General features: G+C 62.0%; 15 protein-coding genes and 1 riboswitch. Of the genes, 9 read left to right on the top strand and 6 right to left on the bottom strand.

From position 1 onward, the window contains the following. Window positions 1-505 precede the first annotated feature (505 nt). A complete protein-coding gene (purH, locus tag ACK3CV_RS01810) occupies window positions 506-2,095 on the top strand; it encodes a bifunctional phosphoribosylaminoimidazolecarboxamide formyltransferase/IMP cyclohydrolase (RefSeq protein WP_049234649.1) in 1,590 nt (529 codons plus the stop codon). A 48-nt stretch (window positions 2,096-2,143) separates the two neighbouring features. Then, a complete protein-coding gene (purD, locus tag ACK3CV_RS01805; RefSeq protein ID WP_033636738.1) occupies window positions 2,144-3,427 on the top strand; it encodes a phosphoribosylamine--glycine ligase in 1,284 nt (427 codons plus the stop codon). Between the two features lie 49 nt (window positions 3,428-3,476). Here the strand turns inward: purD and ACK3CV_RS01800 are convergent, their stop codons facing one another. The 6 genes from ACK3CV_RS01800 to nudC all read right to left on the bottom strand — a co-directional run bounded on the left by ACK3CV_RS01800 (window position 3,477) and on the right by nudC (window position 7,852). Next, window positions 3,477-4,148 (bottom strand): DUF1481 domain-containing protein, encoded by a 672-nt coding sequence (locus ACK3CV_RS01800; RefSeq protein ID WP_079656126.1) that lies wholly within the window; start codon window positions 4,146-4,148, stop codon window positions 3,477-3,479. Window positions 4,149-4,184: 36 nt separating this feature from the next. Continuing rightward, window positions 4,185-4,457 carry a nucleoid-associated protein HU-alpha gene (gene hupA, locus ACK3CV_RS01795; RefSeq protein ID WP_004929874.1) on the bottom strand — a complete coding sequence of 91 codons (273 nt, stop codon included), beginning with the start codon at window positions 4,455-4,457 and terminating at the stop codon, window positions 4,185-4,187. 189 nt (window positions 4,458-4,646) lie between these two features. Beyond that, entirely contained in the window at window positions 4,647-5,237 is a 591-nt protein-coding gene (locus tag ACK3CV_RS01790; RefSeq protein WP_025160203.1) for a YjaG family protein, read from the bottom strand. 48 nt (window positions 5,238-5,285) lie between these two features. Then, on the bottom strand, window positions 5,286-5,972 hold the full coding sequence (gene nfi, locus ACK3CV_RS01785) for a deoxyribonuclease V (protein WP_033655325.1): 687 nt from the start codon (window positions 5,970-5,972) through the stop codon (window positions 5,286-5,288). Between the two features lie 9 nt (window positions 5,973-5,981). Next, the gene (hemE, locus tag ACK3CV_RS01780; protein ID WP_033636735.1) at window positions 5,982-7,046 is read right to left on the bottom strand and encodes a uroporphyrinogen decarboxylase; all 1,065 of its coding nucleotides are present in this window, start codon (window positions 7,044-7,046) and stop codon (window positions 5,982-5,984) included. Between the two features lie 38 nt (window positions 7,047-7,084). Beyond that, the gene (gene nudC / locus ACK3CV_RS01775; protein ID WP_049195593.1) at window positions 7,085-7,852 is read right to left on the bottom strand and encodes an NAD(+) diphosphatase; all 768 of its coding nucleotides are present in this window, start codon (window positions 7,850-7,852) and stop codon (window positions 7,085-7,087) included. 101 nt (window positions 7,853-7,953) lie between these two features. Between nudC and ACK3CV_RS01770 the strand changes: the two genes are divergently transcribed. The 7 genes from ACK3CV_RS01770 to thiH all read left to right on the top strand — a co-directional run bounded on the left by ACK3CV_RS01770 (window position 7,954) and on the right by thiH (window position 14,175). Next, on the top strand, window positions 7,954-8,457 hold the full coding sequence (locus tag ACK3CV_RS01770) for an Rsd/AlgQ family anti-sigma factor (protein WP_060388489.1): 504 nt from the start codon (window positions 7,954-7,956) through the stop codon (window positions 8,455-8,457). Window positions 8,458-8,496: 39 nt separating this feature from the next. Then, window positions 8,497-8,621: riboswitch (TPP riboswitch) on the top strand. Between the two features lie 114 nt (window positions 8,622-8,735). Beyond that, a complete protein-coding gene (thiC, locus tag ACK3CV_RS01765; protein ID WP_164040499.1) occupies window positions 8,736-10,679 on the top strand; it encodes a phosphomethylpyrimidine synthase ThiC in 1,944 nt (647 codons plus the stop codon). Next, window positions 10,672-11,322, top strand: a complete 651-nt coding sequence (thiE, locus tag ACK3CV_RS01760) for a thiamine phosphate synthase (RefSeq protein WP_164040501.1) — start codon at window positions 10,672-10,674, stop codon at window positions 11,320-11,322. Before thiC ends, thiE begins: the two co-directional genes overlap by 8 nt. Beyond that, window positions 11,315-12,064 carry a HesA/MoeB/ThiF family protein gene (locus tag ACK3CV_RS01755; protein WP_033636730.1) on the top strand — a complete coding sequence of 250 codons (750 nt, stop codon included), beginning with the start codon at window positions 11,315-11,317 and terminating at the stop codon, window positions 12,062-12,064. Before thiE ends, ACK3CV_RS01755 begins: the two co-directional genes overlap by 8 nt. Beyond that, window positions 12,061-12,261 carry a sulfur carrier protein ThiS gene (gene thiS / locus ACK3CV_RS01750; RefSeq protein ID WP_016929423.1) on the top strand — a complete coding sequence of 67 codons (201 nt, stop codon included), beginning with the start codon at window positions 12,061-12,063 and terminating at the stop codon, window positions 12,259-12,261. Before ACK3CV_RS01755 ends, thiS begins: the two co-directional genes overlap by 4 nt. A 1-nt stretch (window position 12,262) precedes the next feature. Beyond that, window positions 12,263-13,042 (top strand): thiazole synthase, encoded by a 780-nt coding sequence (locus ACK3CV_RS01745; RefSeq protein ID WP_033636729.1) that lies wholly within the window; start codon window positions 12,263-12,265, stop codon window positions 13,040-13,042. After that, window positions 13,042-14,175, top strand: a complete 1,134-nt coding sequence (thiH, locus tag ACK3CV_RS01740) for a 2-iminoacetate synthase ThiH (RefSeq protein WP_164040514.1) — start codon at window positions 13,042-13,044, stop codon at window positions 14,173-14,175. Before ACK3CV_RS01745 ends, thiH begins: the two co-directional genes overlap by 1 nt. The last annotated feature ends 71 nt before the right edge of the window (window positions 14,176-14,246 follow it).

Raw genomic sequence — 14,246 nt, 5'->3', positions numbered from 1 at the left:
CCCACACAGATTGTCTGATAAATTGTTAAAGAGCAGTGAGTTAGGCGCTTTCGCTTGCTAACTCGAGGTGGCGTATATTACGCTTTCCTCTTTCAGAGTCAACCCTAATTTTCAGGATTTTTTCTCTGCGACCCCCGGATACTCTGTGAAGTTGTTCACATGTTCCGTGTCGATGGAGGCGCATTATAGGGAGTTCCTCGCAGGCCGCAACAGGTATTTTCCGCAAAAACGATCGTTCGCTGCATTCCACAGCAAAACCCCGCCTTATACCCACTTGCACACAGTGTTATCCACAGATGCGATTTGCATGGAAAATTTACGAGCGCCACGCAAACGTTTTCGCTACAATTCCCCGCGACGAAACGATCCCCTTTTTATGGGGGCGCTACCTGAATATGCGCCTGCCCCTCCCTTTATAAGGCAAAAAACCCTTCCTTATAGAGAGAACGAGGTGGACATTCACGTAACGCTCTTTAATTGCGACTCAAAGCCAAGGGATAAAACCATGCAACAACCTCGTCCAATCCGCCGGGCCCTGCTCAGCGTGTCTGACAAAGCCGGTATCGTTGAATTCGCCGAAGCGCTTTCCCAGCGCGGCGTTGAACTGCTCTCCACCGGCGGCACCGCTCGCCTGCTGGCAGACGCCGGTCTGCCCGTTACCGAAGTTTCCGACTACACCGGCTTCCCGGAGATGATGGACGGACGAGTAAAGACCCTGCACCCAAAAGTTCACGGCGGTATTCTCGGCCGCCGCGGGCAGGACGACGCCGTCATGACTCAGCATGACATCCAGCCTATCGACATGGTGGTCGTCAATCTGTACCCGTTCGCCCAAACCGTGGCGCGCCCGGATTGCTCGCTGGAAGACGCGGTCGAGAATATCGATATCGGCGGCCCGACCATGGTGCGCTCCGCCGCCAAGAACCATAAAGACGTCGCCATCGTGGTGAAGAGCAGCGACTACGCCGCCATTATTACCGAGATGGACAACAACGACGGTTCGCTGCGCTACGCCACCCGCTTCGATCTCGCCATCAAGGCCTTCGAACACACCGCCGCCTACGACAGCATGATCGCCAACTACTTCGGCGCGCTGGTGCCGGCGTACCACGGCGAGACCGAGCAGCCGTCCGGCCGCTTCCCGCGCACCCTGAACCTCAACTACATCAAGAAGCAGGATATGCGCTACGGTGAGAACAGCCACCAGCAGGCCGCCTTCTATATAGAAGAAGAGGTAAAGGAAGCGTCCGTCGCGACCGCCGAGCAGCTGCAGGGCAAGGCGCTGTCTTATAACAACATCGCCGATACCGACGCCGCGCTGGAATGCGTGAAAGAGTTCGCCGAGCCGGCCTGCGTGATCGTCAAACACGCCAACCCTTGCGGCGTGGCGATCGGCGACGACATCCTGGCCGCCTACGAGCGCGCTTACCAAACCGACCCGACCTCCGCCTTTGGCGGCATCATCGCCTTTAACCGCGAGCTGGATGCCGCCACCGCGCAGGCGATCATCAGCCGCCAGTTCGTGGAAGTGATCATCGCGCCAAACGTCACCCAGGAAGCGCGCTCCCTGCTGGCCGCCAAGCAGAACGTGCGCGTGCTGGCCTGCGGCCAGTGGCAGCAACGCGTGGCGGGGCTGGACTTCAAGCGCGTCAACGGCGGCCTGCTGGTGCAGGATCGCGATCTGGGCATGGTAACCGCCGCCGATCTGCGTGTGGTATCCGAGCGTCAGCCGACCGAACAGGAACTGCGCGACGCGCTGTTCTGCTGGAAAGTGGCCAAGTTCGTGAAATCCAACGCCATCGTTTATGCACGTGACAACATGACCATCGGCATAGGCGCCGGCCAGATGAGCCGCGTTTACTCCGCCAAGATCGCCGGCATCAAAGCGGGTGATGAAGGGCTGGAAGTGAAAGGGTCCGCCATGGCCTCCGACGCCTTCTTCCCGTTCCGCGACGGCATCGATGCCGCGGCGGCGGTCGGCATTACCTGCGTGATCCAGCCGGGCGGCTCTATCCGCGACGACGAAGTGATCGCCGCCGCCAACGAACACGGCATCGCCATGATCTTTACCGACATGCGTCACTTCCGCCATTAATTCCTTTTGCCGCGTGCGCTCCGGCGCACGCCATTCGTGGAGCCTCTGATGAACATTTTGATTATCGGCAACGGCGGGCGCGAGCACGCGCTGGCCTGGAAAGCCGCCCAGTCTCCGCTGGCGGACAAAGTCTACGTTGCGCCGGGCAATGCCGGTACCGCGCTGGAAGCCAATCTGGAAAACGTGGCGATCGCCGCCACCGACATCCCTGCCCTGGTCGCTTTCGCCCAGAGCCATGACATCGGTCTGACCATCGTCGGGCCGGAAGCGCCGCTGGTGATCGGCGTGGTCGATGCCTTCCAGGCCGCCGGTTTGAAAATCTTCGGCCCGTCGCAGGCCGCCGCGCAGCTCGAAGGCTCCAAAGCCTTCACCAAGGATTTCCTGGCGCGCCACCGCATCCCGACCGCCGAATATGAAAACTTTACCGAGGTGGAGCCGGCGCTGGCCTATGTGCGCCGCAAAGGTGCACCGATCGTCATCAAGGCCGATGGCCTGGCGGCCGGTAAAGGCGTGATCGTCGCGATGACGCTGCAGGAAGCGGAAGAGGCGGTGCGAGACATGCTGGCCGGCAATGCCTTCGGCGACGCCGGTCATCGCATCGTGGTGGAAGAGTTCCTCGACGGCGAAGAAGCCAGCTTCATCGTGATGGTCGACGGCGAGAACGTGGTGCCAATGGCCACCAGCCAGGACCACAAGCGCGTCGGCGACGGCGACACCGGCCCGAACACCGGCGGCATGGGAGCTTACTCCCCGGCGCCGGTCGTGACCGACGAAATCCACCGGCGCGCCATGGATCAGGTGATCTGGCCGACGGTGCGCGGCATGGCGGCGGAAGGCAACACCTACGTCGGCTTCCTGTACGCCGGCCTGATGATCGCCGCCGATGGCCAGCCGAAGGTGATCGAATTCAACTGTCGTTTTGGCGATCCCGAAACCCAGCCCATCATGCTGCGCCTGCGCTCCGATCTGGTGGAGCTGTGCCTGGCGGGTGCCGAAGGCCGCCTGAACGAGAAAAGCTCTGACTGGGACGAACGCCCTGCGCTCGGCGTGGTGCTGGCGGCCGGCGGTTATCCGGGCGACTATCGCAACGGCGAAGTGATCCAGGGGTTGCCGCAGCAGGAAAGCGCCGACGGCAAGGTCTTCCACGCCGGTACACGCCTGCAGGGCGATGACGTCGTCACCAGCGGCGGCCGCGTGCTGTGCGTAACGGCGCTGGGCGACACCGTGGCGCAGGCGCAGCAACGCGCCTACCAGCTGGCGGAAGGCATTCAGTGGCCGGGCAGCTTCTGCCGCAAAGACATCGGTTATCGCGCGATTGCGCGCGGCAAGTGATTTGGCCGTCTAAGGTCATGATGGGAGGCTCCGCAGCGCGGGGCCTTTTTTACAGCTGGTCTTCTTTCGGTTCCCAGCTGCAGAAGTCGTCGTTCGCCACCAGCAGCAGTTCGCTGCCTTCGGGCGCTTCCAGCCAGGCGACGCTCACCGGCCGGCTACTGCTGCGGGCGCGTTTCTCGATCCAAACGATGGAGGCGGCATCCAGCCCCGGTTTCATGCGTTGGCCGTCGCAGGTTTGCACCTCGCCCTGCATCCAGCGCCCCTGCAGCAATTTCACCTTGCCGGCGCGCAGCGCATTGCTCACTTCAAGGATCCGCCGCGCCTGATATTGGTACAGAGCGATTTCATCGCTGGTCAACGGTTCGCGGCGTGTCGCCAACTGGCGCTGCATAAAGCTCACCGTGCCGTCGTCGGCAAAGCGCAGCTGAATGGAATCTCGATCGCCGTCGGCATCGTTGCGTTTGATTTGGCGCAGCACGTCGCCCTGATAGGTGTACAGCGTGGTGATGGTACCCGGACCACGGTAAGGGCTGTAGACGCTGACCAACACCTGCGGACGATGTTGCTCATCGTCTTTACGCCACAGACGTATCACACCCTGATCGGCCACGAAGCCGCTGGCGGTAAAGCTGGGGATATCGGAATGGAAACTGCAGGCACTCAGGCCGACGGCGATGCCAACGGCCATGAGCGCCCGACGAGCAAACAAAAGGGGCGCCATCGCCCCCCTGTTTATTCTTTTCACCGAGGCGCGGTCTTATTTAACAGCGTCTTTCAGTGCTTTGCCAGAAACGAACGCAGGCACGTTGGCTGCTGCGATTTTGATTTCTTTGCCAGTCTGTGGGTTGCGGCCAGTGCGCTCGCTACGATGGTTTACTTTGAAAGTACCGAAGCCAACCAATTGTACTGCATCACCTTCTTTCAGAGACTCAGTAATAGCAGCCAGGGTGGATTCCAGAGCCAGTTTAGCTTGTGCTTTGGAAAGGTCAGCCTTGTCCGCGATTACATCAATCAGTTGAGTCTTGTTCATAAGTTATCCTTACAGTGTGTTTATCGTTTGCAAAGCATCGAGTGCGACGGATATGCCGATTGACAGCACTCTCCTGCATACACGCACCGATAGCCACTTTTTTTACGCCCCCCAAATGTAGACCAGACAGGGTGCGGATGTGAAGCCTTAAGGCATGACAAATCAGGCGTTAAATCACGTTTTGTTGCCTTATTGCGCTAAATTTATCCCGATGTTGCTGACACCGGCCTCTCGCAGGTCGGATCGCAGCCCCTTGATCAGGTCTATATCGCGCTCTTCACAGGCGTCCAACAGGCGGAAAATTTCCCATTGAATGTCCCATTCTTCCTCTACCGCAGGCAAACTTTCCAACTCTTCGTCGGTCATTTCCTTACCGGCTTGGGTCATTTCCAACATCGCCACGGTGCGAATCGATGTTTCGCTGATGGCAATGGCGTGCTCCAGCGTCTCCCCGCCGAGCCGCGAATGGATCAGTTCCCCTAATGCGATACAGGCATCAATTGCCGGGTAAACGCCGTAAAGATCGTAATCTTCCGCCGACGGAATCGCCTCTTCCAACTTCTCGAGCTGGCTGTCGAAGTTGACCTTGGCGTCCTTCACCACCAGCGTTTCCCACACCAAATCCAGAATGCGGCGATAAACCGCCGGATCGCCGAACTCGGTCTGTTTGCAGAACATCTGGTAATTCGGGTACATACGCTCGCACAAACTGGCCATAAAGGTCAAATGTTGCCAGGCCTCGAGCCGTTCCAGACGTAAATGAATCGGGTTACGTAGCATGCTTTACTCTCTTACGCGTTATCTGCGGCGCAGTGTACCCGAAATCGCTCATGGCGACACCTCCGGATGCTGCTGCAACCAACGCTGAAACGCCGGACGGCGCGATGCGATGGCGTCGGCCCAACGGGTCGGCTCCGGTAAACGGTAGCCCGCCATGCAGCGTTGCACCCACGCCAGCGCACTGTCGGCGCCCACGCGATGCCCGGTAGAGATGAACAGCGGGTTGCAACGCGCCTTGCTGCGCCACACCCAGCCCAGCGGTTCACCCTTATCTTCCAGCGGCGCCAGCGCGCCGACGGCGGCGTCCAGCGGCGCGAATTTGCCGCACAGGCGCTTCTTGGCCACGCCGATGGTCGGTACATCGACCAGCAGGCCGAAATGGCTGGCGACGCCGAGACGCCGCGGATGCGAAATGCCATGCCCATCGACGAAGATCAGCCCCGGTTTCTGCTGCAGCTGCCCCCAGGCGGCCAACAGCGCCGGGTATTCGCGAAACGACAGGAAGCCCGGGATGTAGGGCATGACGGTGGCGATGCGCGCCACCTGATACTCCACCAGTTCCAGCGACGGATAGCGCAGGATGGCGATGGCGGCGCGCGTCACCGCCCCTTCTTGCTCGAAGCCCACGTCGGCGCCGGCGATGAAGGCCGGCGGTTCGGCCGGCAGATCGTCGTAGCGAATGACTTCAGCCGCGCGCCGCAGCTGTTCGGCGCGCAGGGCCGCCATATCGGTCACATCGAATCCTTAACGGTGGTATTTCGCCGAGTGCGCGTGCACCGCCTCGACGAAGGCGCCGGCGTGCTCCGGCGGCACATCCTGATGGATGCCGTGGCCCAAGTTGAACACATGGCCGTTGCCGTGGCCGAAACCAGCCAGAATGGTCTCCACTTCTTCCGCGATGCGCGCCGGAGAGGCATACAGCATCGACGGATCCATATTGCCCTGCAGCGCCACTTTGTCGCCGACGCGCCGACGCGCGTCGGCGATGTCGGTGGTCCAATCCAGCCCCAGCGCATCGCAGCCGGTGGCGGCCATCGCCTCCAGCCACTGCCCGCCGCCTTTGGTGAACAGCGTCACCGGCACGCGGCGGCCGTCGTTTTCACGCAGCAGCCCGTCGACGATCTTGTGCATGTAGTGCAAAGAGAACTCGCGGTAGTCGCGCCCGGTCAGCACGCCGCCCCAGGTGTCGAACACCATCACCGACTGCGCGCCGGCTTTGATCTGGGCATTGAGGTACAGGATCACGCTGTCCGCCAGCTTGTCCAGCAACAGATGCAGCGTGGCCGGTTCGGCATACATCATCTTCTTCAGCTTGGTGAAGGCTTTGCTGCTGCCGCCTTCGACCATATAAGTCGCCAGCGTCCACGGGCTGCCGGAGAAGCCGATCAGCGGCACTTCGCCCTTCAGCTCGCGGCGAATGGTGCGCACCGCGTTCATCACATAGCCCAGCTCCACTTCCGGATCGAACACCGGCAGCTTGTCGACGTCGGCGCGGCAGGTAACAGGGGAGCTGAAACGCGGGCCTTCGCCGGCTTCAAAGTACAGGCCGAGCCCCATGGCGTCGGGAATGGTGAGAATGTCGGAGAACAGGATGGCGGCGTCCAGCGCATAGCGGCGCAGCGGCTGCAGCGTGACCTCGCAGGCCAGCTCCGCGTTCTTGCACAGCGACATGAAATCACCGGCCTGGGCGCGGGTCGCCTTGTACTCCGGTAAATAACGACCGGCCTGGCGCATCATCCATACGGGGGTCACATCCACCGGCTGGCGCAACAGCGCGCGCAGGTAGCGATCGTTCTTCAACTCAGTCATTTATGGGGCTCCCTTAATAATCTGCCGGCCATTGTACATTATTCTGCCCGGCACAGCGCCACGGTGTCCTCAATCAACCGGCGCGCCACGGTGCCGGGCGGCGGCAACAGCGGCAGTTGGTCGTAGCGATACCAGCCAGCGTTGAGCAGCTCCTTGGGATCGTGACGAATTTCCCCCTGATGGTAATCGGCCATAAAGGCCATCATCAGCGAGTGCGGGAACGGCCAGGGTTGTGAAGTGACGTAGCGCAGGTTCTTGATTTCGATATTGCTCTCTTCCATCACTTCGCGCGCTACCGCCTGCTCCAGCGTTTCGCCCACTTCGACGAAGCCGGCCAGCACCGTGTGGATACCGCCGCGATGGCGCACGTGTTGCGCCAGCAGGATCTGATCCTCGCGCCGAATGGCGACGATCACGCAGGGTGCAATCTGCGGATAGTAGCGCTCTTTGCAGTGGCCACACAGGCAGGCGCTCTCGCTGCGGCTGAGGTGCATCTCATGGCCGCAGTAGCCGCAATAGCGATGTGAACGGTAGAAATCCGCCAGCTGCACGCCGCGCCCGGCAAGCTGAAACAGACCGCGATCCAGATCCAACAGCTGACGCACCGAGCCCATCTCCCGCGGCATCGCCTGGCGCACCAGCCAAACCTGCGCACCCGCCCACTCACCGATGGTGCGCGCCATACGGCCCTGCAGCCCGAGGGTGGCGGCCGTCCCCGACGGCAATTCACCGTTCGGTAACCAAAGTTTGCTTTCATGGCTGACGATCCACCAGCCGTTTTCATTGCCCGTTAATGCAAGTTCCATATCGTTGTTGCACAACCTCAGCTTCACTGGCACTCTACGAATCGGCTTTGTTACATTTTAATAACTTACCGGTTACTTTTATTACTTACACGGAGTCAAACATGCTCAACCGTTTGGAAAGGCTGACTCAGCGCGTTGGCGGTAGTAATGAATTAGTTGATCAATGGCTTCAGGCCCGCAAGCAGTTGCTGGTCGCCTACTGCACGCTGGTAGGCCTCAAACCGAATAAAGAAAAGCATACGCCGCTGAATGAAAAAGCGCTGGAGAACTTTTGCCACAACCTGGTGGATTACCTCTCCGCAGGGCATTTTCATATCTATGACAGAATTATCAAACAAGTGGAAGGCGCAGCCAGTCCGAAAATGTCGCTGGCGGTGAACATCTACCCCAAGCTGTGGGCCAATACCGAACAGATCATGGCGTTCCACGATCGCTATACCGAAGTGGATATCGATCAGGAGGTTTGTCTGGAATTCCACCAGGCCTTGTCGGATATCGGCGAAACGCTGGCGGCGCGCTTTGCTCTGGAAGATAAGCTGATCCTGCTGGAGGCGGAAGCCGCGCAGCAACCGCAGCCGGACCAGGCGCTGGATCCGGCGCGTTAAAATTTTATAGTTTTTTTTCTTATCCCTCCTATACTGGGGGGCATCTTGTCGGAGTGCCTAGCGCCTGATTTGTTCATCGAATCAGCCAGGCTGAGACCGTTAATTCGGGATCCGCGGAACCTGATCGGGTTAATACCCGCGAAGGGAACAAGAGTAATCTATCGCCACAGGCACGGCCTTCCCCTTGCGGGCGCCCTGCCTTATCGGCCACCATCATTACTCCCTCCGAGCTCCAGACAAGCAACTTTCCCAACCCAACACACTGGTAGGAACTTGCTATGTCTAACGTTAATCCACCGCGCGCCCGTAAAGCGCAACGCGAAGCCGCCCAGCAGTTTATCGACACCCTGCAAGGCATGGCTTTCCCGAACTCACGCCGTATCTATCTGCAAGGCTCGCGCAGCGATATCCAGGTGCCGATGCGCGAAATTCAGCTCAGCCCGACCCTGCTCGGCGGCAGCAAAGACAACCCGCAGTATGAACCCAACGAGGCGATCCCGGTGTATGATACCGCCGGCCCCTACGGCGATCCGCAGGCCAAGCTCGACGTGCACGCCGGCCTGGCCAAACTGCGCGCCGGCTGGATCGACGCGCGCGGCGATAGCGCCACCCTCAGCGGCGCCAGTTCCGGCTTCACCCAACAGCGGCTGGCGGACGAGGGGCTTGATCACCTGCGCTTCGAACATCTGCCGCTGCCGCGCAAGGCGCTGCCGGGCAAGTGCGTGACCCAGCTGCACTATGCCCGCGCCGGTATCGTCACCCCGGAGATGGAGTTCATCGCCATCCGTGAAAACATGGGGCGCGAGCGCATTCGCGGCGAGGTGCTGCGCCACCAGCACCCGGGTCAAAGCTGGGGCGCCAATCTGCCGGACAACATCACGCCGGAGTTCGTGCGCCAGGAAGTGGCCGCCGGCCGCGCCATCATTCCCGCCAACATCAATCACCCGGAGGCGGAGCCGATGATCATCGGCCGCAATTTCCTGGTGAAGGTGAACGCCAATATCGGCAACTCGGCGGTCACGTCGTCGATCGAAGAAGAGGTGGAGAAGCTGGTGTGGTCCACCCGCTGGGGCGCGGACACCGTGATGGATCTCTCTACCGGCCGCTATATTCACGAAACCCGCGAGTGGATCCTGCGCAACAGCCCGGTGCCCATCGGCACCGTGCCGATCTACCAGGCGCTGGAGAAGGTCAACGGCGTGGCGGAAAACCTCACCTGGGAGATGTTCCGCGATACGCTGCTGGAACAGGCGGAGCAAGGGGTCGACTACTTCACCATCCACGCCGGCGTGCTGCTGCGCTACGTGCCAATGACCGCCAAACGCCTGACCGGCATCGTGTCGCGCGGCGGCTCGATCATGGCCAAATGGTGTCTGTCGCACCATCAGGAAAACTTCCTCTATCAGCATTTCCGTGAAATCTGTGAGATCTGCGCCGCCTACGACGTTTCGCTGTCGCTCGGCGACGGCCTGCGCCCCGGCTCGATTCAGGACGCCAACGACGAAGCCCAGTTCGCCGAGCTACATACGCTGGGCGAGCTGACCAAAATCGCTTGGGAATACGACGTGCAGGTGATGATCGAAGGCCCGGGCCACGTGCCGATGCAGATGATCCGCCGCAACATGACCGAAGAGCTGGAACACTGCCACGAAGCGCCGTTCTACACCCTCGGCCCGCTGACCACCGATATCGCCCCGGGCTATGACCATTTCACCTCCGGCATCGGCGCGGCAATGATCGGCTGGTTCGGCTGCGCCATGTTGTGTTACGTCACGCCGAAAGAACACCTCGGCCTGCCGAACAAAGAGGACGTCAAGCAGGGCCTGATCACCTACAAGATCGCCGCTCACGCCGCCGATCTGGCCAAAGGCCATCCGGGTGCGCAGATCCGCGATAACGCCATGTCCAAGGCGCGTTTCGAATTCCGCTGGGAAGATCAGTTCAATCTGGCGCTCGATCCGGCCACCGCCCGCGCCTATCACGACGAAACCCTGCCGCAGGAGTCCGGCAAGGTCGCCCACTTCTGCTCGATGTGCGGGCCGAAATTCTGCTCGATGAAAATTTCGCAGGAGGTGCGCGACTACGCCGCCGCCCAGGAGGCCGCCAAGCCGATCGAAGTGCAGCTGACCGGCATGGAGAAAATGTCCGCCGAGTTCCGCGCCCGCGGCAGCGAGCTGTATCACAGCGCCGGCACCCTGCAAGAGGAGACAAACAATGACTGATATCACCACCCGCTTCCCGGCTACGCCCCACAAGCTGGGGCTTTACCCGGTCGTCGACAGCGTGGAATGGATCGCTCGCCTGCTGGAGGCCGGCGTCACCACCATCCAGCTGCGCATCAAGGACCTGCCTGACGAGCAGGTCGAAGCGGATATCGCCGCCGCCATCGCGCTGGGCCAGCGTTATCAGGCGCGGCTGTTCATCAACGACTACTGGCGGCTGGCGATCAAGCACGGCGCTTACGGCGTGCATCTGGGCCAGGAGGATCTCGATACTACCGATCTGGCGGCCATTCACCGCGCCGGGCTGCGGCTGGGCGTGTCCACCCATGACGACGCGGAGCTGGCGCGCGCGCTGGCGGCGAAACCTTCCTACATCGCGCTGGGGCACATCTTCCCCACCCAAACCAAAGACATGCCTTCGGCGCCGCAGGGGCTGGCGGAGTTGAAACGCCACATCGCCGGCCTGGCGGATTACCCGACGGTGGCGATCGGCGGGATCAGCATCGATCGCGTACCGGCAGTGCTGGCGTGCGGCGTCGGTAGCGTGGCGGTGGTCAGCGCCATCATCCAGGCGCCGGACTGGCGCGCGGCGACGGCCGAGCTATTGCGGCTGATCGAAGGCGAGGATCCGAACGATGCTTAACGATCAGGAATTCCTGCGCTACAGCCGCCAGCTGCTGCTGGAGGACGTCGGCCCGGAAGGCCAGGAGAGGCTCAAGCGCGCCACGGTGCTGATCGTCGGTTTGGGCGGGCTCGGTTCCCCGGCTTCGCTGTATCTGGCCGCCGCCGGCGTCGGCACGCTGCTGCTGGCCGACGACGACCAGCTGCATGTCACCAACCTGCAGCGGCAAATCCTCTACCGCAGCGCCGATACCGCCACCGGCAAGGCGGCGCTGGCGCAACGCCACCTGCAGGCGCTGAACCCGTTGGTGGAATCCATCCCGCTGGCGCAGCGGCTGCAGGGGCAAGCGCTGCGCGACGCGGTCGCCCGCGCCGATCTGGTGCTGGACTGCTGCGACAATATGGCGACCCGTCATGAGGTCAATGCCGCCTGCATCGCCGCCGCCAAGCCGCTGATCAGCGGCAGCGCGGTCGGTTTCAGCGGCCAGCTGCTGGTGCTCGAGCCGCCCTATGCGCACGGCTGCTACGCCTGCCTGTACCCGGAGCAGGAAGAGCCGCAGCGCAACTGCCGCACCGCCGGGGTGCTCGGCCCGGTGGTGGGCGTGATCGGCACTCTGCAAGCGCTGGAAGCCATCAAGATGCTGGCCGGTATGCCTTCCTCCCTCAACGGCAAGCTGCGGCTGTTCGACGGCAAGCAGCAGAGCTGGAGCACGCTGCAACTGAGCCAGGCCCGCGCCTGCCCGGTATGCGGAGGCGCGGCATGAAGATCCGTCTGAACGACCAACCGCTGGAGCTGGCGCAGCCGCTCAGCGTCGCCGCCCTGCTGACCCAGCTGGAACGCCACCAGCCGGGCACTGCGCTGGCGATCAACCAAACCATCATCCCGCGCGCCGACTGGGCCGACCATCAGGTGCAGGACGGTGACGACATTTTGCTGTTTCAAGCGATCGCCGGAGGCTGACATGCTGAAAATCGCCGATACCACTTTTACCTCGCGCCTGTTCACCGGCACCGGCAAGTTCGCCACCCCGGCGTTGATGCTGGAGGCGCTGGCGGCCTCCGGCTCACAGCTGGTGACCATGGCCATGAAACGCGTCGATCTGCGCGGCGGCAACGACGCCATTTTGGCACCGCTGCAGCAGCTGGGCGTAAGGCTATTGCCCAACACCTCCGGCGCCAAAACCGCCGCCGAAGCGGTGTTCGCCGCCCGGCTGGCGCGCGAAGCGCTCGGCACCCACTGGGTGAAGCTGGAGATCCATCCCGATGTGAAATACCTGCTGCCGGATCCGATAGAAACGTTGAAGGCGGCGGAAACGCTGGTGAAAGACGGTTTTGTGGTGCTGCCCTACTGCGGCGCCGATCCGGTGCTGTGCAAACGGCTGGAAGAGGTGGGTTGCGCGGCGGTGATGCCGCTCGGCGCCCCTATCGGCTCCAACCGCGGTCTGCGCACCCGTGACTTCCTCGAGATCATCATCGAGCAGGCCAAGGTGCCGGTGGTGGTCGACGCCGGCATCGGCGCGCCGAGCCACGCGCTGGAAGCGATGGAGCTGGGTGCCGACGCGGTGCTGGTGAATACCGCCATCGCCGTGGCGCGCGACCCGGTGCAAATGGCACGGGCGTTTCGCCTGGCGCTGGAGGCCGGCGAGCTGGCGCGCAGCGCCGGATTGGGTGCCAGCCAGCGCGATGCGGCCGCCTCCAGCCCGCTGACCGCCTTCCTCAGCCAACCAGAGGAGGCGCAGTGATGGGCGACGATTTCAGTAGCCGCTGGCAACAGCTGGATTGGGACGACATTACGCTGCGCATCAACGGCAAAACCGCACGCGACGTGGAACGCGCGTTGAACGCCGACAAGCTGACGCACGACGACTTTATGGCGCTGATCTCCCCCGCCGCCGCGCCGTATCTGGAACCGCTGGCGCAGCGCGCGCAGCAGCTGACCCGTCAGCGCTTCGGCAACATCGTCAGCTTCTATGTGCCGCTGTACCTTTCTAACCTGTGCGCCAACGACTGCACCTATTGCGGCTTTTCGATGAGCAACCGCATCAAGCGCAAAACGCTGGACGCGGCGGAGATCGCACGCGAGTGCGAAGCCATCAAGGCGCTGGGGTTCGAGCACCTGTTGCTGGTCACCGGCGAACATCAGAGCAAGGTTGGCATGGACTATTTCCGTCAGCACATTCCGGCTATCCGCCGCCACTTCAGCTCACTGATGATGGAAGTGCAGCCGCTGGCGCAGGACGAGTACGCCGAACTGAAAGCGCTGGGCCTGGACGGCGTGCTGGTGTATCAGGAAACCTACCATCCGGCCACCTATCTGCAGCACCATCTGCGCGGGCAGAAGCAGGATTTTCATTGGCGCCTGGCCACGCCGGATCGCCTGGGGCGCGCCGGGATCGACAAGATCGGCCTCGGTGCGTTGATCGGCCTGTCCAACAGCTGGCGCACCGACTGCTACCTGCTGGCGGAACATCTGTTCTACCTGCAGCAAACCTACTGGCAGAGCCGCTACTCGATCTCGTTCCCGCGTCTGCGCCCCTGCGCCGGCGGCATTGAGCCAGCGTCGATCATGAGCGAGCCTCAGTTGGTGCAGCTGATCTGCGCCTTCCGGCTGTTCGCACCGGACGTTGAGCTGTCGCTGTCTACGCGTGAGTCGCCGTACTTCCGCGATCACATGATCCCGGTGGCGATCAACAGCGTCAGCGCCGGATCCAAGACGCAGCCCGGCGGCTATGCCGACGACGTGCCGCCGGAGTTGGAACAGTTCGAGCCGCACGACGGCCGCACGCCACAGCAGGTCGCCGAGGCCATCAGCAACGCCGGGCTGCAGCCGGTGTGGAAAGACTGGGACGGTTATCTGGGACGCAGCACGCAATAAGCGGCAACGTTTACCGCCGCATGAAGAAAACGCTGGAGCGGCCGCGCAATGCCGAACGCCGGCGCTGGCGC

The organism is Serratia sp. TSO36 (genome assembly GCF_057808395.1).
Note: the sequence above shows the minus strand (reverse complement) of the source record. Positions and strands in the feature narration are given on the sequence as shown.

Coding starts and splice junctions, on each gene's coding strand:
- purH (WP_049234649.1), top strand. CDS start 506: ATGCAACAACCTCGTCCAATCCGCCGGGCCCTGCTCAGCGTGTCTGAC.
- purD (WP_033636738.1), top strand. CDS start 2,144: ATGAACATTTTGATTATCGGCAACGGCGGGCGCGAGCACGCGCTGGCC.
- ACK3CV_RS01800 (WP_079656126.1), bottom strand. CDS start 4,148: ATGGCGCCCCTTTTGTTTGCTCGTCGGGCGCTCATGGCCGTTGGCATC.
- hupA (WP_004929874.1), bottom strand. CDS start 4,457: ATGAACAAGACTCAACTGATTGATGTAATCGCGGACAAGGCTGACCTT.
- ACK3CV_RS01790 (WP_025160203.1), bottom strand. CDS start 5,237: ATGCTACGTAACCCGATTCATTTACGTCTGGAACGGCTCGAGGCCTGG.
- hemE (WP_033636735.1), bottom strand. CDS start 7,046: ATGACTGAGTTGAAGAACGATCGCTACCTGCGCGCGCTGTTGCGCCAG.
- nudC (WP_049195593.1), bottom strand. CDS start 7,852: ATGGAACTTGCATTAACGGGCAATGAAAACGGCTGGTGGATCGTCAGC.
- ACK3CV_RS01770 (WP_060388489.1), top strand. CDS start 7,954: ATGCTCAACCGTTTGGAAAGGCTGACTCAGCGCGTTGGCGGTAGTAAT.
- thiC (WP_164040499.1), top strand. CDS start 8,736: ATGTCTAACGTTAATCCACCGCGCGCCCGTAAAGCGCAACGCGAAGCC.
- thiE (WP_164040501.1), top strand. CDS start 10,672: ATGACTGATATCACCACCCGCTTCCCGGCTACGCCCCACAAGCTGGGG.
- ACK3CV_RS01755 (WP_033636730.1), top strand. CDS start 11,315: ATGCTTAACGATCAGGAATTCCTGCGCTACAGCCGCCAGCTGCTGCTG.
- thiS (WP_016929423.1), top strand. CDS start 12,061: ATGAAGATCCGTCTGAACGACCAACCGCTGGAGCTGGCGCAGCCGCTC.
- ACK3CV_RS01745 (WP_033636729.1), top strand. CDS start 12,263: ATGCTGAAAATCGCCGATACCACTTTTACCTCGCGCCTGTTCACCGGC.
- thiH (WP_164040514.1), top strand. CDS start 13,042: ATGGGCGACGATTTCAGTAGCCGCTGGCAACAGCTGGATTGGGACGAC.